The organism is Stenotrophomonas sp. 364, assembly GCF_009832905.1.
Lineage (GTDB): Bacteria > Pseudomonadota > Gammaproteobacteria > Xanthomonadales > Xanthomonadaceae > Stenotrophomonas > Stenotrophomonas maltophilia_AP.
In genome coordinates this window covers 113,892-138,727 of the sequence record NZ_CP047135.1, presented here as the reverse complement: position 1 = coordinate 138,727, position 24,836 = coordinate 113,892, and the positions used below count along the sequence as shown (strand labels likewise).

20 protein-coding genes are annotated in these 24,836 nt (G+C 61.9%); 9 read left to right on the top strand and 11 right to left on the bottom strand.

The window, feature by feature from the left end; genetic code table 11:
• Positions 1–43 precede the first annotated feature (43 nt).
• From GQ674_RS00620 to GQ674_RS00595, 6 genes are all read right to left on the bottom strand, one after another.
• Positions 44–1,087: a hypothetical protein gene (locus GQ674_RS00620; protein WP_159495584.1), complete on the bottom strand. Its 1,044-nt coding sequence runs from the start codon at positions 1,085–1,087 to the stop codon at positions 44–46.
• A 219-nt stretch (positions 1,088–1,306) separates the two neighbouring features.
• Positions 1,307–2,080, bottom strand: a complete 774-nt coding sequence (locus tag GQ674_RS00615) for a hypothetical protein (protein ID WP_159495583.1) — start codon at positions 2,078–2,080, stop codon at positions 1,307–1,309.
• A 204-nt stretch (positions 2,081–2,284) separates the two neighbouring features.
• Complete coding sequence (locus tag GQ674_RS00610; RefSeq protein ID WP_159495582.1) at positions 2,285–3,430, bottom strand: YncE family protein; 1,146 nt, start codon at positions 3,428–3,430, stop codon at positions 2,285–2,287.
• A gap of 147 nt (positions 3,431–3,577) precedes the next feature.
• The gene (locus GQ674_RS00605; RefSeq protein ID WP_159495581.1) at positions 3,578–4,009 is read right to left on the bottom strand and encodes a hypothetical protein; all 432 of its coding nucleotides are present in this window, start codon (positions 4,007–4,009) and stop codon (positions 3,578–3,580) included.
• Positions 3,999–4,676: a GAD-like domain-containing protein gene (locus GQ674_RS00600; protein WP_159495580.1), complete on the bottom strand. Its 678-nt coding sequence runs from the start codon at positions 4,674–4,676 to the stop codon at positions 3,999–4,001. The genes GQ674_RS00605 and GQ674_RS00600 overlap by 11 nt, the downstream gene beginning before the upstream one ends.
• Positions 4,673–6,526 (bottom strand): PAAR domain-containing protein, encoded by a 1,854-nt coding sequence (locus GQ674_RS00595; protein ID WP_159495579.1) that lies wholly within the window; start codon positions 6,524–6,526, stop codon positions 4,673–4,675. Before GQ674_RS00595 ends, GQ674_RS00600 begins: the two co-directional genes overlap by 4 nt.
• Before the next feature lie 374 nt (positions 6,527–6,900).
• On the opposite strand from GQ674_RS00595, the gene GQ674_RS00590 reads away from it, so the two are divergent.
• From GQ674_RS00590 to GQ674_RS00555, 8 genes are all read left to right on the top strand, one after another.
• A complete protein-coding gene (locus GQ674_RS00590; RefSeq protein WP_137191207.1) occupies positions 6,901–7,107 on the top strand; it encodes a hypothetical protein in 207 nt (68 codons plus the stop codon).
• A 482-nt stretch (positions 7,108–7,589) separates the two neighbouring features.
• On the top strand, positions 7,590–9,077 hold the full coding sequence (locus tag GQ674_RS00585) for a hypothetical protein (RefSeq protein ID WP_201290199.1): 1,488 nt from the start codon (positions 7,590–7,592) through the stop codon (positions 9,075–9,077).
• Between the two features lie 91 nt (positions 9,078–9,168).
• Entirely contained in the window at positions 9,169–9,723 is a 555-nt protein-coding gene (locus tag GQ674_RS00580; protein WP_038690813.1) for a hypothetical protein, read from the top strand.
• A gap of 12 nt (positions 9,724–9,735) precedes the next feature.
• Positions 9,736–10,761 (top strand): hypothetical protein, encoded by a 1,026-nt coding sequence (locus GQ674_RS00575; RefSeq protein WP_051598908.1) that lies wholly within the window; start codon positions 9,736–9,738, stop codon positions 10,759–10,761.
• 111 nt (positions 10,762–10,872) lie between these two features.
• On the top strand, positions 10,873–11,907 hold the full coding sequence (locus GQ674_RS00570; protein WP_159495577.1) for a WYL domain-containing protein: 1,035 nt from the start codon (positions 10,873–10,875) through the stop codon (positions 11,905–11,907).
• A gap of 29 nt (positions 11,908–11,936) precedes the next feature.
• Positions 11,937–12,356, top strand: a complete 420-nt coding sequence (locus GQ674_RS00565; RefSeq protein ID WP_159495576.1) for a hypothetical protein — start codon at positions 11,937–11,939, stop codon at positions 12,354–12,356.
• 303 nt (positions 12,357–12,659) lie between these two features.
• Entirely contained in the window at positions 12,660–14,933 is a 2,274-nt protein-coding gene (locus GQ674_RS00560; protein ID WP_159495575.1) for a restriction endonuclease, read from the top strand.
• Positions 14,934–14,937: 4 nt separating this feature from the next.
• Positions 14,938–16,500, top strand: coding sequence for a DUF2357 domain-containing protein (locus GQ674_RS00555; protein WP_137191213.1), 1,563 nt, complete (start codon positions 14,938–14,940; stop codon positions 16,498–16,500).
• A gap of 518 nt (positions 16,501–17,018) precedes the next feature.
• Here the strand turns inward: GQ674_RS00555 and GQ674_RS00550 are convergent.
• Positions 17,019–17,351: a hypothetical protein gene (locus tag GQ674_RS00550; protein ID WP_159495574.1), complete on the bottom strand. Its 333-nt coding sequence runs from the start codon at positions 17,349–17,351 to the stop codon at positions 17,019–17,021.
• 201 nt (positions 17,352–17,552) lie between these two features.
• Positions 17,553–17,852: a SymE family type I addiction module toxin gene (locus GQ674_RS00545; RefSeq protein ID WP_137191215.1), complete on the bottom strand. Its 300-nt coding sequence runs from the start codon at positions 17,850–17,852 to the stop codon at positions 17,553–17,555.
• Between the two features lie 333 nt (positions 17,853–18,185).
• Between GQ674_RS00545 and GQ674_RS21550 the strand changes: the two genes are divergently transcribed.
• The gene (locus GQ674_RS21550; protein ID WP_236546157.1) at positions 18,186–18,401 is read left to right on the top strand and encodes a hypothetical protein; all 216 of its coding nucleotides are present in this window, start codon (positions 18,186–18,188) and stop codon (positions 18,399–18,401) included.
• A 997-nt stretch (positions 18,402–19,398) separates the two neighbouring features.
• Here the strand turns inward: GQ674_RS21550 and GQ674_RS00535 are convergent.
• From GQ674_RS00535 to aceE, 3 genes are all read right to left on the bottom strand, one after another.
• A complete protein-coding gene (locus GQ674_RS00535) occupies positions 19,399–20,283 on the bottom strand; it encodes a DUF4435 domain-containing protein (protein WP_159495573.1) in 885 nt (294 codons plus the stop codon).
• 3 nt (positions 20,284–20,286) lie between these two features.
• A complete protein-coding gene (locus GQ674_RS00530; protein ID WP_159495572.1) occupies positions 20,287–21,588 on the bottom strand; it encodes an AAA family ATPase in 1,302 nt (433 codons plus the stop codon).
• Positions 21,589–21,701: 113 nt separating this feature from the next.
• Entirely contained in the window at positions 21,702–24,389 is a 2,688-nt protein-coding gene (gene aceE / locus GQ674_RS00525) for a pyruvate dehydrogenase (acetyl-transferring), homodimeric type (protein ID WP_159495571.1), read from the bottom strand.
• Positions 24,390–24,836 lie beyond the last annotated feature (447 nt).

Sequence of the window (24,836 nt, the reverse complement as noted above, 5' to 3'; positions counted from 1 at the left end):
CGGCGGCCAACCAAGCTGCCGCGCACGGCCGTTGATGGGTCCCTCAGTCTGCGGAGGCGGAATGCCGCAGTTGCACGCGGCGCGCGCCAAGCACCGCGTAGGAGACACTGAGCGGCATACCCGGCGCCACGGTTGCCTGCAGCCCGCTGGCACTGCCGGCGGTCTGCAGCAGATGCCACTCCCCGCCCAGCCGCGCGAACAGTGCGTGCTCCACGCCCTGGCGGCCGTCATTGCGACGCGCCTGCATCACCTCCTGCACCGGCCCGGCAATCGTGTGGCGGCGCACCGTGTCGCGCTGCAGCCACATGCGGAGGGCAGGCACCCACGTGCCCAACAGCCACACTGTGAGCACCAGCAGACCGACCCACAGCCACACGCTGAAACCGCGGCTCACGGTTGGCAGCAGGAGCGCCATGGCGGCCAGTCCGGCCACCATGGCCGCGCCCAGCCATGCTGCTGCGCGCAGCGCCGCCATCGGGCGCGCGCGGAGGTCGCGCCAATCCTGCGCATTCATCGCTGCGGGCGCATCGGCCACCGCCGTCATGCCGGGGTAGTCCACCTGGAGCAGGTGACCGGGATGCGCCGCGCTCCATACCAGGCGCAGCGGCGTGCCCGGTGCGGGGCCTACGACATGCTGCGGTACGAAGCCGGAGAGCGCGTCGGTGCTTGGCGATTCCTCCAGCACCACGTGGCGGTAGTCGCCCAGCACGTAGCTGCGTGGCGCCCGCGCGAAGCGTGCCTGCTGCGGCAGGATCTCGGCGGACTGCAGCGCACCCTCCATCACCGCCACCTCGGAAGATGCCAGTGCCTCGCGCAACCACACCAGGCGACGCTGCCGCACCAGCGCCGCCGCGACGATGCCCGCCAACCCCATCACCGCTGCCAGAATCATCGGCACCCAGGTGGGCGCAGCATGCGCGCGGTGCAGACCCAGCCAACCGAAGTAGGCGGTGATCGCAACGGCCAGGCAGACGGCAATCAACAGCCACAGATTGCCGGCGGCGCGTTGGCGGGTGAGGTCGGCCTGCAAACGGGAGCGGAGTTCGGCGGGCATCGCGGTGAGGGTGCGCGGGGAAGGTGGGGACATCCGTGATCTCGGTAGCGGTGCGTCTACGATGGACGCGACCGTTGATTATCGCGCAACGGAGCATTGTCATTGCGGCCGCACCTAGGTGTCGCAACGACGCTGTGATTTCAGGGGCGCGGAGCGCAGGGACAAGCGCGACTTCCATCACCATACAGGCCTCATGCCTGAAGGCCTGACCGACGCGGGGCTCTTTCTCACATGCCCCGCATGCGATCTCGACTACCTACGAGGGCGCAAATACAGCAACGTCAACGCCGCTACCGCAGCGACACCGAGAACGGATTGAATGGAGACCCTAACAGACTCAACGGGCGCAGCGACGTCGAGCCGAATGGGCAAGCAACTGCCAGCGGGGTCGACTGATTCGTCCGTCGCGGCATCTTCCAAGTGAAGTACGCGCGTTCTTTCCTGTAGCTCAATCAAGCGTTCTGCGCGAGTCACGCTGACTCCCGAACGGAGAGACAGTATCGAAAGCGGGAGAAACGTGGGAATAGTCAGTGCCACGAGTGAGAACATCTGACTTCCGGTGAGCTCCTTCGCGGCGTGAAAAAGCAGCGGAGACGTTGCCGCCACGTAGAATACGATGTAGCCCAGCCAACTGGCGATCGAAACGAACTTGCGCCAGATTTTGTGCCTGCTCCAGCCTTTGAACTGAAGCGCAAGCCCCTTCCGCGCAGCGTCGAAATGCAGTCGCTTTCGGGCAGCCGGATAGAATTTCAATGCGAGAGCCGGCTCGGAAAACGATGCCAGATGTTCAATTTCGCGATACGGGATGTCCGTTCGACCGATGAGAGCCCAGTACCCGCGCTCTGAGAGCATAGGCGTGAACGCAGTCTCCCGCTTGGCCTTGTGAAGCTCCAACGCAAAACGGAAGTCGTCCCTGAGCAGTCCCTTTCGTGCATGAATGTCTTTACGAATACTCCAAGCGGCCAGTACAAGGCTCACCAGGACGGTGGCACCGGTGAAGATCGTCTTCCATGCATCAAGGTCCATCTTGGTCAAAACTCCCTTTCGCTTATCTGATCTAGCGGCATCATTCGGTAGAAATTCAGCTATAAGTTAACTCGCGCGAATGACGCCCATGCTTTACGAAGCTTATTGGGTTTCTGCTTGGAGCAAGGTCAGTATCTACTTGCGGACCCATCCTCGCCAAAACCGTGCCCACCCGCGCCTGCGGATGGGCACGGCATCACCGCATCAGTCCAGCTGAATCCGCGCCACCGACTCGCGGCTACCCTTGGCCTCGTTGTCGCCGTTCTTGACGGTCACGTACAGCACGTTCTTCTTCGCATCCAGCGCCAGGCTGTTCGGGTGCGTGGGCACCGAGTAGGTCCTGAGCGGCTTGTACGTATCGCTGTTGTACGACGTCACTGTGCCCGCCTCACGATTGGTTACGTACAGGCGCTTGCGCTTGGCATCCAGCAGGATGCCCAGCGGACCCGCGTCGGTGGGGATGCTGGCCAGTTCCTTGCCGGTGGTGCGATCCAGCACCAGTACGCGCTGGCCCGGGTGGGTGGAGGTGAAGCCCGAGCTGCTGGCCTGGTACTTGCGGATCATCTCCGAGCCCTGGTCGGTGACGTACAGGCGCTTGCCCGACGGCTCCAGCGCGATGTTCATCGGCTGCTCGGCGCTCACCTTGAAGCGCTGCTCCACCTTGCCGCTGTCGGTGCCCACGGTGACCACTTCGGCCAGCAGGTTGGAGGTGTACACGCGCTTGCCCTTGGCATCCAGCGCCAGGCCCGGTGCCTTGGCGTTGCCCAGGCCCGGAATAGTGTTGAGCACCTTCAGCGACTGCGTGTCCACCACGAACAGCACGCTGCCGTCGCTGGAGTGGCCGGTGACATACAGGCGGTTGGCCGCGCCATCGACCACCAGCTCGCGCAGGTCATGGGTGTAGGCGGCCTTGCCGTCCTTGCCCACCTTCTTTTCCATCAGCTGCACGATGCCCACCACCTTGTGGGTGTTGGTATCCACCACGGTGACCGAGGTGTCCACGGTGTTGCCGATGTACAGGCGGTGGTTGGCGTCGTCCAGCACCAGGCCGAAGGCTTTACGCTCCAGCGGGATCTGCGCTTCAAGGTCGAGGGTGTTGGGGTCCAGCAGCAACAGCTGCGCCGGGCCAGCGGCATCGCCGAAGCCACCGGACGAGGCCACGTACACCACGTCTACCGTGGGGCTGTAGGCCAGCTCATACAGGCCCTGGGCAACGGGCTTGCGCAGCACGGCGGCTGCGGTTTCGGCAGCCGGGGTGGCCTTGCCCACGGCGAATGCCGAGGGGGTGCCAAGGGACAGGGTGACGGCGAGGGCCAGCGCGGCCGAACGGAGAAGGGAACGAGGGTACATGCGAGCGTCCTTGAATGGGCACGGGAGGGTGTCCTGGCTCGCTGGGCCGTACGTGTGACGGCCGGTCCCGCATGTGTGCGTGGGCTGGCTGGCTGGAATGCCGGGGAATGGTAGCAGGGTGTGGGGGTGGGTGCTTGGGGGCGGCAATTAGTCGAAGGGGAATGGGCCAAAGGCAATGGGTTCGGCTTCGCACAATCGCAACATGCATGCTGCCAGCTCCGGGCCTATGGCCGCGGCGGCTTCGGCGGGCGCGCCCAGTTGGTATTCGCCGTCGGGAGCCATGTCCAGATGCCTCGCCAGCAGCTCATAGTAGAGTCGTTCGGTACTGTCCTCGATCGAGCAACCCGACGCGAGGAAGGCGACCAAGCCTTCTTCCTCAGGTGCGCCGCGCTCCCGTTCCCAGCGGCTACGGCGCAGGGTGTAGTCGACTTTGCCGTACCAGTACTTGCCTTCGAAATCTTCGTCTTCATCTTGCATGGCTTCGAGCTCAGGAAGGCGTTGGTGAGTGTTCGGGCTTCGGATCCAAAATCGGGTGACCTTTAGGGTCTTACCTACGTCAGAAACGGCTTCAAAGCCCAAGGCGCCCCGCCTCCTTGTTGATATCCAGCATTACCGTTGGCTCAGTCAGCTGCGCCAGGAACATCAAATGTTCAACTGCATTGACTCTCTGCAACCGATCCAATCGCTTGGATCCTCCCATAGCCAACGCGGGAACGAAGCCATACATTTCTTCGCGCCCCAGTGGACCCAGAAGACTCAAGCACCGCTCGAACAGCGGCCGCTCATCTACGTCCGGTAGATCGAGCATGCTCTTTTGCATACCACTCAACCAGGTTTCGACCTGAAAGTCCGCTTCCTCGTCACTCATTTCAATCGAGTCTTCGTGTGGAAAGATCATGCCAAGTGGGCAATGAATGTTAAGGCTGAATCCAGTTCGCTTCCCCCAGACCATCAGCCTTCCGAACGCCGTTCGTCCCACCACGGAATACTCGTCCTGCCGGTAGAACCTGGTGCCATAGATCCAGGCGTTGAGTACTTCCGCGTACTCATCGGGATCAGTCATCCAAAACAGTCCTTGTCCATACCCTGCGAACCCGTAGGTATCCCAGTAGGAAAGCAGCTTTGAGGGGAGCTTTCGCCGGTAGCTTTCAATCTGATGTTGACTGGGGCTCACCGCATCCAAGCACGGACCGAAGCCGGCACGTTGATAGAAGTACTCGAAATCGTCATCCAGCATGCTAATCATCTGCAGCGCTCCAATCCGCCATTCATCTTGGTCATTCCGCGCTCGCTTGCAGGAAGCTTGGCAGCCGCCGCGTCCAACTCTTCAATGCGAGCGGTTTCTCCCTTCTTCTTGAGCTTCCACTGACGGCCAATTGTCTGGTTCACCTCTCCGTCTCCGAAGTCATCAATCCTATCCGTGCCACCTGCAACCAGATCAGGATTATGCAGTGCGTTCATCACCTTCATTGTGTCATCGGCGTGCTTCTCCGCTGCTTCACGAGCTTCAGATGGAGACACGCGCTGCCTGCGTAGCAGCCGGTACTGCTTGTCATAGATACTGGCCCTGTACTCAGCACGGGCATCCACCGAGACGGTTCGGTCTCGGTTCTTCGGATCGAATGCCTTCCGGGCTTCAAGGTACTCCTCAACGCTCATATCGTTCAGTCCCTGCTCCTGACCCTTCAACTGCCGGTCCATCTCCGGGTACTTCGAGGCAGGTAGCTTTTGCGGGCTAAAACAAGGCAACTTCTTCCGCGGCATCCGCTTCGGCAACCGCTTGGTCTCGATCTTCCTGCCACCATCCGGCGTGCGGTTGCCATCGGCCTGACGTCGCTTGCGCGTCTTCAGCACCTTGGCCAGGCCCTTGAACGCGTCCTCCACCTCTTCCATCAGGTGCAGCAGCTTCTTGCCCACGCCGGCGGCCGTGTTGCCCGCCTTGGCCGCAGCATAGCCAAAGCCGCCGGCGCCGCCCAATTCCACGGTGACGGCGGCCAGCAGGATGGACACCACCACGTCCACCATGATCTGTGAGCTGAAGCGGGCCTCGATACGTTCCTGCTCGTCGGGCGGTACCGCCTCCCACCAGGCCACGCCGAAGGACGGCAGCATCTCGGTGATGCCGGGGTCCTCGATCAGCAGATTGAACAGCTCCTTGGCCTCACTGGCGGCGTCCATGACCTTGCCGCCGGTGGCGCGCAGGGCGGCGATCTTGCGGTCCAGGCCGTCGCGGTCGCCGGTGAGCAGCAGGCGGGTCCACTCTTTGAGCTCGCGGTCGGCCTTGTACATGAGCACGGCCATGTCCACCGCTGTTTCCACGGTGCCGGCCACGTAGTCCCACGTGCCCTGCCCCATGCCCAGCGCCTGGTTGCCGCGCTGCAGGCCCCAGCGTATGGCGTTGCCGGCCTGGTCCCACTGCTGCCATTCCGGCGCCATGTCAGTGCGGGTCTGCACTACGATGGCGTCCAGGGCCGCCTTCAGCCGCGCGCGTGCGGCCAGGATGGGGGCGTTGTCTTCGTCGGGCTCGTCAGGCTGGAACAGCACCTGCACCATCTGTACCGGGCCCACGGTGACCTCGGGTATACGCGCGCGGCCCTCGTCGTCCAGGTGGCCGGTGCGGATGCTGTCGTCGGGCAGCATCACCTGGTAGGCCACACCGCGCACCGGGGTGCGGTCGAGGTCGCCGTAGTGGTAGTGCAGCAGGATGTCCTGCTTGACCGGCGCGCGTTGCGCTGGCATGGCCTTGGTACCCGCCGCGACAAACCCACCCGCGGGCGGCACCGCTGCAGCGCCCGCGGTACTGCGGGCACTGGGCGCCGCACTACCGCCCGACTCCACAGTTACCGTGCTCTGCTTCACCGCCACCAACTGGCAACCGCAGGCGATGTAGTCACCCTCACACGCCAAGGGCTGGCCATCCACGAGAAACGTGGTGTCACCCGTGATGATGGGAAATGGGCCGTTGTGTTTGGGGCAGAAGGCTTTGTCGCCTATGCGGGCGATGGCCATGCCGTTGATGTCGGTGAAGGGCGAACCGGTGAGTACGGTGCCGCCGCTGCTGGTGCGATCGCCCACAACTATTACGGTGCGTCCCACGCCATATCCTTGGCTTTTATTGATGTGCTGAAAGGCTAGCAGCGGTCATCCATGTTTCTCCTTGCCATGTGTACTCATTTACGAGACATGCTTCATTATTTGAACAAAATGAGAGTCTTCCTACTGCACTGAGCGCCAGCATTCCCGGCTCTGCACGTGCCATTCCGCTTGGGGGTGGGCCAATCGACGTTGCGATTTTCTGGCGACTCGCTTTCCGTGCGCAATCCTCGCGGGACACATCTCCCACTTCCCTGCTTTTCATCAAATTCCTATTCGCTGCCATGCGCGGGCATTGACACGCGTCGCAACACATTCTGGCCCAAATGCGGATAGTCGATAGCGCGCAACATCGCGCGGATGCAAAGAGGCCATAGATGGCTCAGTGCTATGTCAACAACCACGCCCAGCGCACGGGCGAACATGAAGTGCACCGCCAGGATTGCCGCTGGTTGAGCGCTGTCATTTCCAAGACGGCACTGGGCGAGCACACCACCTGCCAGTCCGCCGTGCGGGAAGCCAAGCGCTTCCATGCCAACAGCGATGGCTGCGCCACCTGCTCGCCGGTGTGTCATACGCGGTGAGGGGGGCCCAGCCGGCTGCGGCCGGCTGGGCAAATAACGCTTCTGCACAAGTACACAGGCCAACTCAGAGCCGACCGTCCTCAACGGCCGCCTTGTCCGCCATCCACTGCCCAAGTCCATACACGGCGAATCCGTACACCACCACTGCGCCAATAATTTTGAACATGATCGTCCTTCCAGCGTGTCGAGAGAGTCGAGCGTCCGTGCCCAGAATTGATCCTTCGCCGTTGATCCTGATGCGTGCTCCGACAAACCATGTCGCATGGCGCCCATATCGATTGCCTCGACAATAGTGACCCTAAAGATATGGCCCGCCCTGCCGATGTCAGGGCGTACGGCGCGCTGCGACATCCACTGTCGCTATGCACGATGAAGATGGAACTCCCGCTACACGCCACGCTCCACGGAGGACACGGCACATGGAACAAAATGCAAAGGATCAGGCCGCAGCGCCTGTTACCAGGGAAGCAGTAGACGCCGCCGTGGCGGCATCTACCCTCGAAGTGGTTCAGCGCTATGGCGCTGCCGGTGCCGAGTACATCAAAGGCTACACCGGCCGTGATGCCGTCACCGGCGAGACGTTTGCCCTGGGCCTGAAGACCATCGCCGGTTACAGCGTGCCGGCCGATCATGCCGCCAAGGTGCTGGCCAGCCAGGCCGGCTATGCCGCTGAAGTGGCCGCCACCAGCCGCGATAATGCCGAGGCGATCATCAACGGCTCGCCGGTACGCACCGTGCGTAGCGATGATCACCCCGAGTACAAGCGCAACCACCCCGTCGTTGACCGGCTACAGGTGCTTGATGGTCAAGTGGTCATGGGCAGCGAGGGGCAGATGAAGTTTGTCGCTGCCAAGAACTGCGACGCGCTGCTGAACAAGATTGCCAAGCCCGATGGCGAGTTTGCCCGCTACCGTGGCATCAAGCTGGAGCTGCCCTCCGAGCAGATGGCCGGCGCAGAGGCCACCTGCCGCTCGGAAGCGGCCAAGCTGCGCGCCAACGCCGATGCGGTGGATGCACTGGGCAAGCCGGAGGTGGCCGCTCGCCTGCGCGAGCATGCCGACAACTACGATCAACTGGCCGGTAACCTAAAGGATGCCGGCCTGACCAGCGAGGATGCGCTCTTCTATCGCACCCACCCCCGTATCGCCACGCTGCGTGACATCGCCCATACCACCCACCGTGCCGGCATGGAGGGCGCCAAAGGCGGCGCCATGGTCGGTGCCGCCATCAGCCTGGCCACCAATGCCTTCCTGGTGGCCACCGAGCGCCAGCAGATGAAGGCAGCCGTAGGTGCGGTGGCCATCGGCACCGCCAAGGCCGCTGGGCTGGGCTATGCCTCCACAGCAGCGGGCGCCACGCTCACCTCGGTGATGCAGCAATCCAGCAGCCAGGGCCTGCAGACGCTATCGCGCACCGCTGCCCCGGCGATGGTGGTCAACGTGTGCATCACGATGGGGGTGAGCATCAAGCGCTACGCCAACAGCGAGATAGACGGCCTGCAGTTCATGGAGGAGATCGGCGAGAAAGGCGCTGGCATGCTGGCGTCGGGCATGATGGCCGCACTGGGCCAAGTGGCCATTCCCATTCCCGTGCTGGGCGCTGCCATCGGCGGCATGATCGGCTGCACGTTGTCCTCGATGTTCTATCGCGAAGCGATGCTGGCCGGCAAGAACGCCGCCCTGGCCAAGGAAGCACTGGACCAGGCCATCGAGCTGCATCAAGCCGCCCGTGAAGAAATCCAGCGGCAGCGTGAGGCACTGGCGATGTTCATGGTGGCCGAACTGCCTGCTATGCGCGCAGCCACAACCGACCTGCTCCTTGCACTGGATGCCAGCGCGGCTGCACTGGAGGTGGATGCCTTCGCCACGGCGATCAACAGCTACGCCACGCTGCTCGGTGCCACGCTGGAATTTGGCTGCATGGGCGAGTTCGAGATGTTCATGGCCAGCGATCAACCGCTTCGGCTCTAGCCGTACCAGAGCTTTATTCAGGCGGCCAATCCCTGCGCGCGCTGGCCGCCGTTGCTGATTCAGCGCCTCATCTTGACCCTCCGGAGAGACGATGTTCCTGTACTTGCTGCCCGACGCCGAGCAGGCGACCTTCCTCAAGGTTGCTCGCCTCATGAGCGTTAGCGACAACACCCTGCTGTGGGATGGCAAAGCCCACGACGAGCTCACCGGTGATACCGACCTGAGCAATGTGAGCCTGGCCGAATCCGAGCACGAGCGCGCCATCTTCGACAACTTCGCACGCGAGTGCGGGAAGGTATACCGCGCCGATGGCGTAACCAAAGACCTGCTCGCGCGCCTCAAGCAGTTGCCCCTGCTGCGCCAGGCCGATCCGGACGAGCGCGCTCGCGTGGCCTGCGACCTGCTTGGCACCCTGGTGGACGACACACTCACCGAGTCCATGCAGCCCTCCTCACCGAAAGTGATGCTGTATGAGTTGATGCTGCTGGCCTTGGCCGACGGCGAAGTCTCCAGCGTGGAGGAAGCCCAGCTGCGCTGGCTGGCCGATAGATTCGGCGTGGACCCTTACACCTATGCCGACCTGCTGGAGCGCGCCATGAGCATCAATGCCGAAGCCAGCCGCACCATCGCCATCATCCTTGAGTAAACGGAGCAGAACATGATTCCAGTGTTTGTCGGCGCGGCCATGGCCGCCAGTGCGATTTACGGCCTGTACAAAGGTGGCAAGGCGGTGTCTGACCACAAGGACGCCAACGTCGCCAACGCAGATGCCAACCAGCTGATCAGCCGTGGCACCAAGCTGTTGGATGACCAGCGTAAGAAAACCAACGCCGTGCTGGAGGACTACGGCGCGCGCAAATTGCGCTCGTTCAACGGTGCCATCAAAGACTTCGTCGAGGCCTTCGGCAAGTTGAAGAACGTGGACAGCGTGAGCTCACCGGAGCTGGAGAAGTTGGTTGACGGTGATTTCTCCGTCGTCTCCCTCGATGGGCTGCGCCGCGACTACCAGCTGTTGATGGATTCCGGCCTGGGCGTTGGCGCAGGCCTCGGCAGCGGCGCAGCGCTGGCGTTTGGCGCGTACAACGGCACCTTCCTGCTGGCCAGCGCCAGCACCGGCACCGCCATCTCCACGCTGAGCGGTGCGGCGGCCACCAATGCCACCCTGGCATGGTTGGGTGGTGGCGCGCTGTCTGCCGGTGGCTTTGGCATGGCCGGCGGCACCATGGTGCTGGGCGGACTGGTAGCCGGCCCGGCGTTGGCGATCTTCGGCCTGGTGGTCGGCGCCAAGGCCGACGCCGCGCTGTCCACCGCCAAGCGCAACAAAGAAGTGGCGCGCACGCACTACGATGAGGCCGTACTGGCCGCCGAGCGCCTGGCCGCCGTGCAGGTGATCACCACACTGGCCAACAAGACCTTCTCCAAGCTCGGCATGCCCCTGCGCCGTGGCGTTGCGGACATCCGCGCCGCCATCGCGGCGCATGGCCAGGACTTCAGCACCTACCCGCTGGAGACGCGCGAGAAGATCTTCCGGGCGGTCAAGATCGCACAGTTGATCAAGCTCATGGTGGATACGCCGATCCTGGACAAGGATGGCGCACTAGTGCTCTCCACCGAGAAGACCGTGCGCGACGTGGATGGCGTGCTGGCCCAGCTGCAGGAGCAAGCTGCGCCGGCGGCTGCCTGAGTGTGCATTCCGGCTACCCGACAGCGGTCGGGTAGCCGGCCCGCTTCCCCTGTTCCCACTCTCTGCACTGCAGCGCCCCCCAAGGCGACAGCAGTGCCAAAGGCTGCACGGATGAAAGACCGTTCCAGTGACACCCTCATGCGCCAATGGGAGATGCTGCGCCTGATCCCACGCGCTCCGCGCCGCATCACCGCCAAACAGATTCGTCAGGCGCTCATTGAGTTGGGCTTCACCACCACCAGCCGCACCATCGAGCGGGACCTGCAGAATCTGTCCTCGCGGTTCCAGCTGGTCGTGGATGAGAGCGACAAGCCCTTTGGCTGGAGCTGGAGCAAGGACGCCAATTTTGCCTTCACGCCCCGCCTGTCTACCTCGCAGAGCGTGGCGCTGCTGCTCTCACAAGCGCACCTTCGCAGCCTGCTGCCTGCCACTGCCATGAATGAACTGATGCCCGTGTTCGACATGGCGCGGGGCGAAGTTGCCGCCACCGGCTGGAGCGAATGGCATCGGCGCACCGCCATTCTGCCGACGGGCATGGCGCTCAAGGCGCCGGAGGTGGCCATGGCCGTGCAGGTGGATGTGCACCGGGCGCTCCTGCTGCAGCGACGCCTCACCGGCTGGTACCGCAGCAAGGGGACCGATGAGCCCAAGGAAATGGTGATGCACCCACTCGGGCTGATCGTGCGAGGCCCCGCGCAGTACCTGGTCTGCACGTTGCGCCACTACCCCGATGTGCGGCACCTGGCGCTGCACCGCCTCTCGCGCACGCAGGTGCTGGACGAGCCAGCCAACGCGCCGGAGGGCTTCGAGTTTCAGCAGTACGCATCCACGGTGGCCACCGCGTTCCAGGGCCGGGGGCAGATCGCACTGGTGGTGCGCTTCCATACGGCTGCGGCCGAGCATCTGCGCGACACGCCGCTGTCAGCCGATCAGGTAATCCAGCCCCTGGGCGATGACCAGATAAGGCTGCACGCCACGGTAGAAGATGATCAATCGCTGCGCTGGTGGCTGATGGGGTTTGGTCGCCATGTACAGGTGGAAGCACCGGCGCACCTGCGTGAGGAAATTGCTGCGGACCTGCGCGCGGCAGTGGCCGGGTATGGCTGCCCTCTGGGCGCGCAGATGGCGGAAAGCGTAGCGACGTAGCACGTTCGTTCAACTAAACAAGGATTGCGATGAGCATCGAAGAGAACATGGGGAAGAATGAGTTTGAACTTTCACTCAGTCTCTTGAGAGAGTGGGAGGGCCTCGATCGCGTTCGTTATGAGCTGTCAAGCAAGAAGGAAACCTGGCGGAACGTGATCGACGGCACCCTGCCAGTTCACGCCATGGAGTGGGGCGACTACCGTGAGTTCAGAGCGCGGGTGGTAGCAGGCGTGAAGGGCGTACTGGCCGCCGAAGCACGGTATGGCGTCCGCCTGCATCGAATCATCTGCCATGAGTTTGAGTATTGCAGGCGGCTGACCATGCCGATGGATTTGATGCTCAAGGCGCTGTCGGTAGTGCTGGCGGGCTATTTCAGCCAACAGATTGCCGATCTCCTGCTCGCGCTGTTGGTTTCCCATGATCTGCTTAAGACCCTCTGCGGCTGCTGACGGAGGTGGCAGCTGCGCAGCAGTGCTTGCTGTGAGCCAAGTGGGTACAACACTCTACAGTCAGCCGTTCAGATGATCGAGGCGCGGCGCAATGGGCGAGTAAGGTGGCACCCCACGGTAGCGGATGACCACTCGCTACGATGGTGGTATGGGGTGCTGGCCGCCATGTTGATGGCGTATCCGCAGCAGTATTCAGTGCACTATTGCCCGCGCATCAAACGGTGGATACGCCCCTGAAGCGCCTCTATCCTGTTACGCATCGGCTTTGGCCAGTGATCGCGACATCAACAAAGGGATTTCGTAGTGACCATCGATCTTATGAGCAATACCGGGCTGGCCGATGCCTGCCATGCCGCGCTTGAGCAGCACCGCAAGTGGCATCACCTGGATGGCTGGATCTTGCGGCTCTCCACGTGGCTGGCGCGGGTTGAGGCCGCCGACCACGATACGTTCGTAAGCGCAGCGTTTCAGCGGGAGCTGTGGGAAGAGCGCACGATCGCGGCCACCGGCCAGGGCCACATCGACGTATCGGCCGTGATCGCCAGCAACGCCATTGCCGAGATGCTCTGGGACCTCAAGCAGGCCGAGCTCCCCGCCAGCGAGGATGAGCGCATCGCCTGGTTTGGCGCCGCATGGGAGCGCCTTGACGACAGCGTGCTTGCACTGGTCCCCAAACGCCCCCGGCTGAAGATGTATCGCGTGTTCGCCTCCCTGTGGCCGGCGCACTTCACCACGGTGGCCCATTACCAGAAGCTGCGGGCGCTGGGCAAGGCGATGGGGCTGAGCACGGGTCTGGATCACCGCACCGAGCTTCACCAGCGCGTGTTGCAGCGCTTTGATGAAGCGGGCGTGGCGATCACCAGCCGCGAAGAGCGCATGACCCTGGCGTGGGCGCTATTCGTGCATTTTGTGCAAGAGAAAAGCGACGCCGCCACCGAGGTGCCCGGCGAATCACCCAGCGAGCTGAAGCTCAACCCTCTTCCAGCCGAGCGCCGGCGGCGCGGCATGCTGGCCATCAACGGCTCGGTGCCCAGCGTGGTGGCCATGCTGGCTTTCGCAAAAGATGGCTGCAAGCGCGCCGACTTCCTGGAGCACATCCGCTCGGTTAACCCAAAGCTGGCAACCAACTCCTTGGGCACCAACCTCAACGCGCTCATCGCCGAGTGGGGCGCGCTTCGCTCTACGGGCGACGACCTGTATCTCACCCCCCGGGGCGAGGCATTGCTGGAATCTGGTGAGGCTGAAGACGTATCGGACTGGCTGCTTACCCAGATTCTCGGTTTTGACAACCTGCTGCACGCGCTCGACCAAGCGCCGTTGCCGCAGAAACAGGCCATCAGCCGGCTGCAGCGGGTCAACCCGGGCTGGACCAGCAATTTCGCCCCTACCGTGCTGATCAACTGGATCAAAGGCATGGAGCTGGCAGAGTTGGATGCAGCCAAAGTGCTGCACCTTACGCCGCGGGGCCGGGAGTGGGCCTCACGTATCCATTGGAAGCCCGGCGAGCTACCCGCACGGGCCAAGGAAGCGGCAGACACTGCCAGCACCTCGGTAGTGACCGAGGTGGATGACCTGTGGTCGCAGCTTCCGTCGGTGCAGGCCATCAAAGCCTCATTTGGCAAGGACCTGGCATTTGATCCGAGCCTGATTACCCAGCTGCACACCGGCGTGTGGAACCGGCGCCACCCGCGCCGTCATTTTGCCGTGCTCACTGGCCTGAGCGGTGCCGGCAAGACCCTGTTGGCCATGGGGTACGCCAAGGCGCTGTGGGCTCATGCCGATGAGGAACCTGGCGACCAGAAGGGCTGGCATGTAGTGGCGGTTCAACCGGGCTGGCATGACCCGAGCAGCCTGCTGGGCTATGTGAACCCCATCGACACCGATGTGTACATGCGCACTGGCTTTCTGGAGTTCCTGCTGCGCGCCAGCGCCGATCCCGACCGGCCCTACGTTGTGCTGCTGGATGAGATGAACCTGTCGCACCCCGAGCAGTATCTGGCGCCGCTGCTGTCGGCGATGGAAACCGGCGATGACATCGAGCTCCACGCATTGGGCGATGAGGTGGGCGATGTACCCGGCCGCCTGCCCTACCCCGCCAACCTGGTCATCATCGGCACCGTGAACATGGATGAGACCACCCACGGCCTGAGCGACAAAGTGCTCGACCGCAGCACGGTCATCGAGTTCTGGGACATCCAAGTGGAACAGTATCCGGGTTGGACCACCACCACGTTGGCACCGGATGACCTGACCTTGGTAAAGACAGTGCTGGCCGAACTGATGGCCCCCCTGCGCGCGGTGCGGCTGCACTTTGGCTGGCGCACCATCGGGGATGTACTGGGCTATGTGGAGGCCGGTGTGGACGGTGGCGAGCTCACCGCCCGCCAAGCGTTGGATCTCTCTGTGTATGCCAAGGTGCTGCCCAAACTGCGCGGCGAGGACACCCGGCGGCTGCGTGAGGCATTCGCGGCGGTAAGCACCGTTCTTGCCGCGCACCAGTTGGACACATCGGCCACCAAGGTGAAGGAGCTCACCGTGGACCTGCACGAGCAGGGTAGCGCGCGGTTCTGGCGCTGAGCCGATGATCGTTCTTATCTGCCATGACCAGGCGCGTACCCGCTTTGAGGTGTCCCCGGGCGATTGCTGCAGTGGCTTCCGAGAAACGGGCGTCTACGAGTTCCAGGTGCTGCCGGACGGCGCCACGTTGTACATCGACGAAGCCGCGGTGGAGCCGGTATCCACCGCGGCGGGGCCTGTACTGCGCTGGCAGGCGGGCTTCTATGCCGGTGAGGTATCGGCCGAGGTGGTGGACAGCCTCGGCCGGCCGTTGGCGAGCTATCGTCTGGATGTGGCACCGGATGCGCGCAAGATGGGCGCTGCGCTCTACCAGCAGATGATGGCGCAGATCCAGGCGTTCGACCCCGCCCTGCTGTTGGGTTCGGAAGCCGCGCAGGGCAACATCGGCGTTGTCGGCGATGTGACCACGTTGTTTCTTCAGTACGCCCGGCTGCGCCGACACTCGGAAGGGCTCATCAAAGCGCTGCAGCAGGTGGCCGCGCGCCCCCTGACCCGGCTGCAACACGAGCGCAGGCAGGTTCCCTTCCAGCGGGTGAGGCGAATTGACGCTACCTCGGCCCGGCGGCTGATGGCACGGGCCGAAACGGCGGGGCTGCTGCGCAGGCAGCCTTCCGCCGCAGGCAGTACGCCCTTGTTGGAGGTCGTTCAATCGGCTGAGAACCTGGATAACCCAGCCAACCGCGCATTGGCGGCAACGCTGTCACAGGTACGGTTACGCTGCGCACACGTGGCCAGCGGCCTGGCGAAGTTGGCCGCCGTGGACAAAGAAGAAGGCGCACGCACGCCGCTGGCCTGCCGCATTGGCCGCAAGCTTGAGTATCTGGAGGCACAGGCAAGCCGCCTGCAGTCACTGGCAAAGCTATCCCCCTACGCAAACGTGAGCCGCCGCGAGGTGGGTGCGGCAGGGTTGACCGCGATCTCCGCGCATCCGGAGTACGCGCGCGCGTATCGCCTGGGGTGGGCAACGCTGCGGCCGGGCGTGGCCGGGCCGGATCGCGACGAGCAACTGTGGCTCAGCCCCACCTGGGAGATCTACGAACGCTGGTGCTACGTGCGCATTCTGGACAGCCTGCGCACGCTGTTCCCGGGCCTGGCATGGGCACGCGGGACGCAAACTTCGGTGGACGTGATTCGCTACGTGGGAGCCGCCGGGCATACACGCGTGGAAGCCTCGCTGCAGCGAACGCTCGTGACTGCCGAGGGTGCATCCAAGGGGCTGCGGAGTATCTCGCTGCAGTTGAAGCCAGACATCCTGGTGACCACGGAGATCGCGGGCGCCCGGCGGATGCTGGTGCTGGATGCGAAGTACCGCACTGGCCGGCACAACATCCTGCAGGCCATGCGCTCGGCGCACCTCTACCAGGATGCGCTGCGATGGGACGGCCAGCGCCCGGACTGCTCCCTGCTTCTGGTGCCTGCGGGGGGTGACGCGCCCTGGCTGGAGGTACCTGCCTTTCATGCGGAGAACCGCACCGGCGTGCACGTGTTGGCGCTTGATCAACCTGCAGCGGCGTTGGATGACATGCTGCGGCGGTGGCTGCAACCGGCGCAGCCCGCCGCCTGTTGACCGGTGGGCTGTCCTTTCCTCAACCCGCGCCCTCCTGCCGTGTCAGCTTGACTAGCCGCTCCCCACACCTTTACTGGGATCAGGCCCCACGCCAGGCAACAGACATCGAACGAGGCGCGCCAGATGGGCCGGCACAGTTCCGGGCGCGGCGGAAGGGATCGACCACTTCTGACAAGGCGAGGCGCCCGGCGGGCGGGGTCATGGCTTGGTCTCCAGTGGGTGTCGCGCTGCAACAATGCGAGACATTGGCGGATGCTCGGCTGCAAGTGGTTTGGCGAGTGGTGACGTTGCGCATGGTGTCCGCCCCAGACGGCAGTGGCTTTCGCCTAGGCAGGCGAAAGGGTGCCGGGAGGCTAGAAACCGAGTATGCGCCCGGCGGGCGCATTCCCCCCTTACGCGATGAATGCCTTAACGAGCATTGGTTTCCGACGTTGATCCCACTGAAGGGGCGGAGCTGAGCTTCCATCATTAGCGCTCACCTTTGATGAAAGCCTAGCTCTTCCCCATAGCAAGCCCGCTCACCCCACCCCAAACGGCGAACACCGCCACCCAAGCTGCCGGGCCACCATTGCCTCCAGATCCCGGTCGCCGCCTTCGAAGCACGGCGCCGCCTCCGGCTCACACCTGGCCACCCTCGCCCCCTCCAGGGCCACCGCGCCTGCCACCCGCTCGACCGCGTCGAAGGGGCCCGCCTCTTGCTCGGCATCCACACACGATTGCCGCACCACATACTCCCGCATCAACCGCTGGAGCACCTGTGCGGCGGGACGGTGTTCGCGCGCCGCCGCGTGCTGAAAGCTGGCGCGCAGGCCAGCGGCCATTTCCAACTGCATGAAGACACTCTTGCTCATGCGTTCCTCCCACTGCTGGGTTATGAAACTGGTTGTACATCCACACTGCACCGGGCGTGCAGTGACGTGCTGGCGTTTGCGCCTGCCACAGCACAGCGCTGCCGAAACGGGGCATGCACTGCGGCTGTGCGGCCAGGCCGCCCGCAGGGGCTGGCGGACACTGGCCGTGCAACGGCCCACCCGGCGGGTGGGCGCGGGCGCTCAGCCGGTGCGGCGCTGCAACTTGCGGGGGATCTTCTTGACCACCGGCACGGGCCGCTCCACCACCGTAAGGGTGATGATGCCGTGCGTGGCCTCCACCTTCAGGCGGGCGCCTACGTCGAAGCCGAGCTTGTCCAGCCAGCGGCCGCGCAGCTTGAGGTAGGGAACAATTTCGGTGGGACCGCACTCTTCGCGGTCCGGGTACGTCAGCGCGCCTACGCGGTAGCTGCGTGCGGGGCGGGCGTAGGGTTTGCGCTTGGGGCGCGCGTCATCGGGTTCGTCTTCCCACGGCGTCAACATGTTGGACCTCCTGCAGGGCTTGCCCTTGCCGGGATGGCAAGGGTGTCGGGAGGTTAGAAACCGTCTAGTAGCAACCGGCGGGCGTATTTCCACGAGGGTGTTGTATTAGCCACCCTCCCGACAAATAGACGTCCAACATTCTGCTACTAGAAGAGTTTCTACGCTCCGATGAACACCATGCGCGTTGGTGCTGAGGATGGGAAATCGCTTGTTCCTGTTGATCTGGTGGGGGTTGGTTGGCGGCGTCTACGGTGCGACGCAATCGGCCCGGTTCAGTCGCAGGCCTTGGGACGGGGTGGCGGCATCCTCTCTGGCCTATCGGGAGGACCACAGATGACCAGGATTGACGGGGATTGGCTTGAGGCGTTCGACGAAGCCATGTTGGGCTTCTTCGCTATCGACCATGCGGATGCGGGCATGGATCAGTACCTGTTGGAGTGCTACTCGGACTTGCCGGCCAGGGAGGCTGCGTTGGCGTTTGGGGAGGACTATGAGCTTTGTCGAGTGGACACTTTTTGGCCCCCGCATAGGCTAGTTCTCAGCAGCTGACAGGCTGGTTGCGGCACGTGGCCACGCGTCCGGCATACTTTGGACCTATCGAATCGGCGATTCGCATAGGCGCGAAGAGGGGCGGAAGTGGACGAATGGACTCAAGATCAGCTGGCGGCTGCGGTTGATGCCTACCGACTGATGCAGTTGCGCTCCGCAAATGGTCGGTCTTTCAATAAGGCCCTGATCTATCGAGAGCTTGCAGAACTGCACGGCCGTACCCCAAAAGCCTGGGAGTACCGGATGCAGAACATTTCCCATGTACTCGATCAACTCCAACAGCCCTGGCTCGCCGGACTGCGGCCGGCAGCGAATGTTGGCCCCGAGGTCACTGGTCGGTTGCTGAAGCTCCTATCGGGGGCACCAGCTCCTTCTTCATACACGGCAACGTCAGGGACGACTCGAAATCAACTTCAATTAGAGAGAAGGATTGCTGAAGAGTCGCTCGCATTCTCCACATATGATGCCGAGGACCAGAGGCAGAAGGTTATTGCCACCATTGTTCGACGCCAGGGCCAGGGCGCGTTCCGGAGCGCCCTACTCCAGGCGTACAGCGGCCGGTGCGCTATGACCCGGTCGAGCGTTGTGGATGTGCTTGAGGCGGCTCACGTCCATCCGTATCGAGGCGCAGCTACCAACGTCCTTTCAAACGGCCTTCTACTACGGGCGGATGTTCATACTCTCTTCGATCTATACCTCATCAGCGTGGAGCCGAAATCGAGGCTTTTGCAGGCCGCGCCCTCCCTACTTGCGACCGAGTACGGAAACCTAGATGGCTTGAGATTGGCGGAGCCGGCCGAAAGGCGGCACGCAGTCGGCGCGGACCTGCTGGAATGGCATCGGTCGCAGTGCGAGTGGTAGCCAGCTAAACCACCACCACTGACCGTGCAATCTCGCCTTGATGTCAAAGCTCTCACACGACGGAGGACGAAGACCGATCTTGACGGGGGTTTCATCTCCGCCAAGACCGTATTAATGATGAGGAAAATTTTTCGCACTACGCGGCAGCAAGTCTTCTAACTCGCTCTACGATGGGGTCCAAGCCATGTAAAGAACAAACTCGAGCCACTCTTACTTTAAGGTTTAGGTTTGCAGCTTTACTCCCAGACACTGCCCGCCCCCTAATCAGCAAAAGCGGCAGAACAAAATCCTTAGCGGAGACGTAGTTAGTTATAAAACAAGAGGATTCGTCAACCTTTTGTCGAACAGATTCCAGAGCAGATGAGACCGCCTCCTGACCAAAACGAACAGAAAGATCGCGAGATATTTCGTCAACTACTAGGCGCACCTTGAGTGAATCGACATCACCATCTCCATTCTTGCATATCGCTTGATATCGCATCGATACGGTTTGAATTCCAGCCGCGAGCGAATGCGAGACAGCAAACCAAACAAAAAGCTCCTTTAGATTCTCCCGGCTCGAACTGAACCAACCCTCAAAATCACACTTAATCTTAAGCTCATCCATATCCATCTCCGGCGCATCTTCATAGAGCACTCTGAGAATTGCAGATGAGTCGATTAGAAAATTCTCGATGCAGTATCTAGGCAATACAAATACTGATTCAGGGATATCCTCATACTCGCCACCGAGCAGATACAGATCACCATCAACAATGAAGAGTGACTTCCTACCGCAACCATCATCCTTTCTCGCAGCTTTCAGAACTTGCCCACGGCTACCTAAAGGAAACACCCTGTCCAAGGCAATTCCATCTGCCGAAAATAGCCTAGCTAGGACTATCGCGTAGAGCTTTCTATAGCCCTCAGCGGTGTCCTCAATGTAAACATCTATATCATTATAATTGTGATAAAGAGCTGCTTCGGCATAGCGAGCAGCAAGCCCCCTGACCGGAAGGCCGACAGACAAGTCCCTGTTCATCGATCACCCGACGTATACGCAGTTATTTTTCTTAAATCCAATGATTTCTGGAGAGTGCGTTGCAAAGATCATTTGACTTTTTGCACCCTTGGAAATTTCATCAACCAATCGCTCCTGCCACCTCAAATGCAGCGAGAGCTCCGGCTCATCGACAATCAACACACCCTTGCTACCCCGACCAAACCAAGCGTGGGCGAGCATAATTAGAAGCTGTTTCTCGCCAGAGGAAAGGCTTGAGAGGGGGAGGTCAACCCCTTCCTGCGTTACCTTAAGCTTCCCAATAGAATCAACGGACGCGACTTTCCTTGAGTCCCTGAGAAAACTGTTAATTCCGTCGAGAAAATTCTCAATCGGAACGTAAAACCGCTCGGCTTGAGTCTTCTGACGTTCCATCTCCTCAAGCAGCTTATGAATCCTCTTGATCTGTGACCGATTCATAAGCCATTCAATACTTGCAGCACCTCGAGATTGCTCGAGCACAGCCTGCATCTTTGAGAAGAACTCACTTATCTGCTTTTCAGCACCCGCGCTCCCTCCGAGACGAGCCGCGAGTGCCTCAATCTCACGCCTACGGTCATACAGGGAGCGAAAATCAGCAGCATTCCTATCCCCGCCCTGTAGCTCATCAGGATTGAACTCAATGTAATCAAACATCGAACCGACGACCGTATTTGTAAGTCGCGCACCGATGCTGTCACTGGCCTTTCTGTACTTTCTAAAGGCTCGTTCGATAAGAAACTGAGAACTATCCAAACCCTCAACGATGCCCTTGCTCGCCCATGACCGTTTAGAGGAATAGCTAGTTACTCCAACATCTTCGTCAAAGTAGAATGGCTCAATATCCAGTCTGGCCGCGCGCCGCTCCAGGCCGAGGAATAAAGGCCGCCCCAATCGCATAAACGCAGGAAATGTCTGATTCATGCGCTGGATTAGATCGACGCGCTGATCCTCTACATAACCTTCGATTCGCTCAACCTTCGAGTACATTGCGAGCTTTTCATCGTCCAACCTCGCCACTCTATGCCCCAAGTCTTCGCCATTCATAACAAAGACCAGGTTCTTTTTGTCGCTAATAATTCTGTAATCGAAGAATTTAGACTCAGAATTAATTACCACTCGCAATTCGCTGAATTTTATGGAAAGCAGCGTCGTTAGATCGAAAGCGAGCATTGCCTGCAGTAAACGGAGAGAAGTTGTTTTACCACTCCCGTTAATTCCAACGAGAAATGTAATTTCCTCATTGAACTCCATATCATAATCATATCTATTGTGAACTCTTTTTGCGGCAAACTGAAGAATTCTCACAGCAACCAATTCCTTGAGGTTGAGTTTTTGTGATTAATGGAAATTACACATCACACAAAAAAATGGGGGCGAACTGTTCGCCCCCTTGTTGCAATTACTCTTAAATCCTAAGCTCAAACCCCGACAGGATTGGCCTTCTCAGGATCAATCTTGTACTGCTTGATAGCCCTTGCCACATCCTTAGCCGTCATCTTCCCTTCCTTCGCCAGCGCCGCAATCGCGGCATGCGCGATGTAGTACCGGTCAACCTCGAAGAAGCGACGCAGGTTCGCACGCGTATCCGAACGACCAAAGCCATCCGTACCCAGCACCGTGTACGACATCGGCACGAACGAGCGGATCTGGTCCGCGTACGCACGCACGTAGTCGGTGGCGGCAATGGCCGGGCCCTGGCGGCCTTCCAGCAGCTCGGTCACGAACGCCTTGCGCTGCTCGCCTTCCGGGTGGAAGCGGTTGTAACGCTCCACGTCGAAGCCGTCGCGGCGCAGTTCGTTGAAGCTCGGGCAGCTCCAGATGTCGGCGGTCACGCCGAAGTCCTTGTCCAGCAGCTCGGCCGCGGCAATGGCTTCGCGCAGGATGGTGCCCGAACCCAGCAGCTGCACGCGCAGCTCGCCCTTCTTCGGCTTGCCGGCGTCGGTGAGCAGGTACATGCCCTTGACGATGCCGTCGGCCGCGCCTTCCGGCATTTCCGGGTGGGTGTAGTTTTCGTTCATCAGGGTGATGTAGTAGTACTCATCAATCTGATCTTCCATCATGGCCTTCGTGCCGTGCTGCAGGATCACCGTCACTTCGAAGCCGAAGGTCGGGTCATAGCTGCGGACGTTGGGGATGCCACCGGCCACGATATGGCTGAAGCCATCTTCGTGCTGCAGGCCTTCACCGTTCAGCGTGGTGCGGCCGGCGGTGCCGCCCAGCAGGAAGCCACGGGTACGCATGTCGGCGGCCTGCCAGGCAAGGTCGCCCACGCGCTGGAAGCCGAACATGCTGTAGTAGATGTAGAACGGCAGCATCGGCACGTTGCTGACCGAGTAGCTGGTACCGGCGGCCATCCACGAGGCGATGGCGCCCGGCTCGCTGATGCCCTGCTGCAGCACCTGGCCGCTCTGGTCTTCGCGGTAGAACATGAGCTGGTCGGCATCGACCGGCTTGTACTTCTGGCCAAACGGCGCGTAGATGCCGATCTGGCGGAACAGGCCTTCCATGCCGAAGGTACGGGCTTCGTCGGCCACGATCGGCACGATGTGCGGACCCAGTTCCTTGTCGCGCAGGGTGATGTTCAGGCTCTGCACGAAGGCCATGGTGGTGGAGTAGCTGCGCTCGCCGCTGCTCTTGAGCAGGCGCTCGTAGCTTTCCAGCTTGGGCGCCACGAAGCTCTTTTCGGCCTTGCGACGGCGCTGCGGCAGGTAACCCCCCAGGGCGGCGCGGCGTTCCTGCAGGTACTTCACTTCCGGCGAATCCGGGCCCGGGTGGTAGAACGGCACCTGGCCGTCGGCCAGCTGGGCGTCGGTCACCGGGATGTTGAAGCGGTCGCGGAAGTGGCGAACGGCGTCGTCGTCCAGCTTCTTGGTCTGGTGGGTCGGGTTCAGTGCTTCACCCGCGCTGCCCATGCCGTAGCCCTTGACCGTCTTGGCCAGGATCACGGTGGGCATGCCCTTGGTGTTCACCGCTTCGTGGTACGCGGCATACACCTTGTGCGGGTCGTGGCCACCACGGTTGAGGCGCCAGATATCGTCGTCGGACAGACCGGCGACCATCGCAGCGGTTTCCGGGTACTTGCCGAAGAAATGCTCGCGGGTATACGCGCCGCCGAAGGCCTTGCAGTTCTGGTATTCGCCGTCGACGGTTTCCATCATCAGCTTGCGCAGGACGCCATTGGTGTCCTTGGCCAGCAGGGCATCCCAGTAACCGCCCCACAGCAGCTTGATGACATTCCAGCCGCCGCCACGGAAGACGCCTTCCAGTTCCTGGATGATCTTGCCGTTGCCACGCACCGGGCCGTCAAGGCGCTGCAGGTTGCAGTTGACCACGAAGATCAGGTTGTCCAAGCCTTCGCGGCCGGCCAGGGCGATCGCGCCCAGGGTTTCCGGCTCGTCGCTCTCGCCGTCGCCGATGAAGCACCACACCTTGCGGTCGGACTTCTCGATCAGGCCACGGTTTTCCAGGTAACGCAGGAACTGCGCCTGGTAGATGGCGGCCAGCGGGCCCAGGCCCATCGACACGGTGGGGGTCTGCCAGTAATCGGGCATCAGCCACGGGTGCGGGTAGCTGGAGAGGCCACCGCCGTCCACTTCCATGCGGAACTTGTCCAGCTGGGCTTCGTCGATGCGGCCTTCCAGGAAGGAACGCGCATAGATGCCCGGGGCGCTGTGGCCCTGGATGAAGAGCAGGTCGCCGGGGTGGTTGTCGCTGGGGGCGCGCCAGAAGTGGTTGAAGCCCACGTCATACAGCGTGGCACCGGAGGCGAAGGAGGCGATGTGGCCGCCCAGGTCGCCCGGCTTGCGGTTGGCGCGCACCACGGTGGCCATCGCGTTCCAGCGGATGATGGAACGAATGCGCCATTCCAGTTCGGCGTTGCCCGGGCTCTTGGCCTCCAGGGTCGGCGCGATGGTGTTCACGTATTCGGTGGTGGGAGAGAACGGCAGGTACGCGCCCGAACGACGGGTGAGTTCAACCATGCCTTCCAACAGTTGATGCGCGCGCTCGGGGCCCTCGACATCAATTACGGCCTTCAGCGACTCGATCCATTCCTGGGTTTCCACAGGATTCGGGTCGTTGTTCAGCACCTCGTTCAACCAGTTCATTTGCGCTCCCATGACCGCACGCACGCGCGCGACTGTTTTAGATTTCTAGCCGCAAAGTGTAGCGCACCCTAGGGTTTGCTTACTTCGCTACGGGTGCGTATGGACGATGGGACGGTGTCCTTGGGGACAGCCTGGGCCACGGTTTTGCCCCGCCGCCACGGTTCCACGCGCGCGTTAAGCATGGGCGGGCGCGATGACGCCGGCAGGTCAGAAGGACAGCGCTGGACAAGCCGATGCAGCTGGCGCGGGCGCTGCGGGCGGTTGGCGCTGCCAAGTGCGGCGCTGGTGCGCGCCTCGGGTAGGTCCACCGGGTCCCGGCGAGGGGGCGAATTGTTCCACCACAGCTACGCACCGTCGCAGGCGGGATGCACCTGAACGCATGCCTGCCGTGCGCGCGCCGTTGCTGGCGGCGGACGAGATTTCGATATATCGTTCCGCCATCGCATT

Coding starts and splice junctions, on each gene's coding strand:
- GQ674_RS00570 (WP_159495577.1), top strand. CDS start 10,873: ATGAAAGACCGTTCCAGTGACACCCTCATGCGCCAATGGGAGATGCTG.
- GQ674_RS00600 (WP_159495580.1), bottom strand. CDS start 4,676: ATGATTAGCATGCTGGATGACGATTTCGAGTACTTCTATCAACGTGCC.
- GQ674_RS00535 (WP_159495573.1), bottom strand. CDS start 20,283: ATGAACAGGGACTTGTCTGTCGGCCTTCCGGTCAGGGGGCTTGCTGCT.
- GQ674_RS00615 (WP_159495583.1), bottom strand. CDS start 2,080: ATGGACCTTGATGCATGGAAGACGATCTTCACCGGTGCCACCGTCCTG.
- GQ674_RS00565 (WP_159495576.1), top strand. CDS start 11,937: ATGAGCATCGAAGAGAACATGGGGAAGAATGAGTTTGAACTTTCACTC.
- GQ674_RS00545 (WP_137191215.1), bottom strand. CDS start 17,852: ATGTTGACGCCGTGGGAAGACGAACCCGATGACGCGCGCCCCAAGCGC.
- GQ674_RS00610 (WP_159495582.1), bottom strand. CDS start 3,430: ATGTACCCTCGTTCCCTTCTCCGTTCGGCCGCGCTGGCCCTCGCCGTC.
- GQ674_RS00580 (WP_038690813.1), top strand. CDS start 9,169: ATGTTCCTGTACTTGCTGCCCGACGCCGAGCAGGCGACCTTCCTCAAG.
- GQ674_RS00590 (WP_137191207.1), top strand. CDS start 6,901: ATGGCTCAGTGCTATGTCAACAACCACGCCCAGCGCACGGGCGAACAT.
- GQ674_RS00550 (WP_159495574.1), bottom strand. CDS start 17,351: ATGAGCAAGAGTGTCTTCATGCAGTTGGAAATGGCCGCTGGCCTGCGC.
- GQ674_RS21550 (WP_236546157.1), top strand. CDS start 18,186: ATGACCAGGATTGACGGGGATTGGCTTGAGGCGTTCGACGAAGCCATG.
- GQ674_RS00575 (WP_051598908.1), top strand. CDS start 9,736: ATGATTCCAGTGTTTGTCGGCGCGGCCATGGCCGCCAGTGCGATTTAC.
- GQ674_RS00555 (WP_137191213.1), top strand. CDS start 14,938: ATGATCGTTCTTATCTGCCATGACCAGGCGCGTACCCGCTTTGAGGTG.
- GQ674_RS00620 (WP_159495584.1), bottom strand. CDS start 1,087: ATGTCCCCACCTTCCCCGCGCACCCTCACCGCGATGCCCGCCGAACTC.
- aceE (WP_159495571.1), bottom strand. CDS start 24,389: ATGAACTGGTTGAACGAGGTGCTGAACAACGACCCGAATCCTGTGGAA.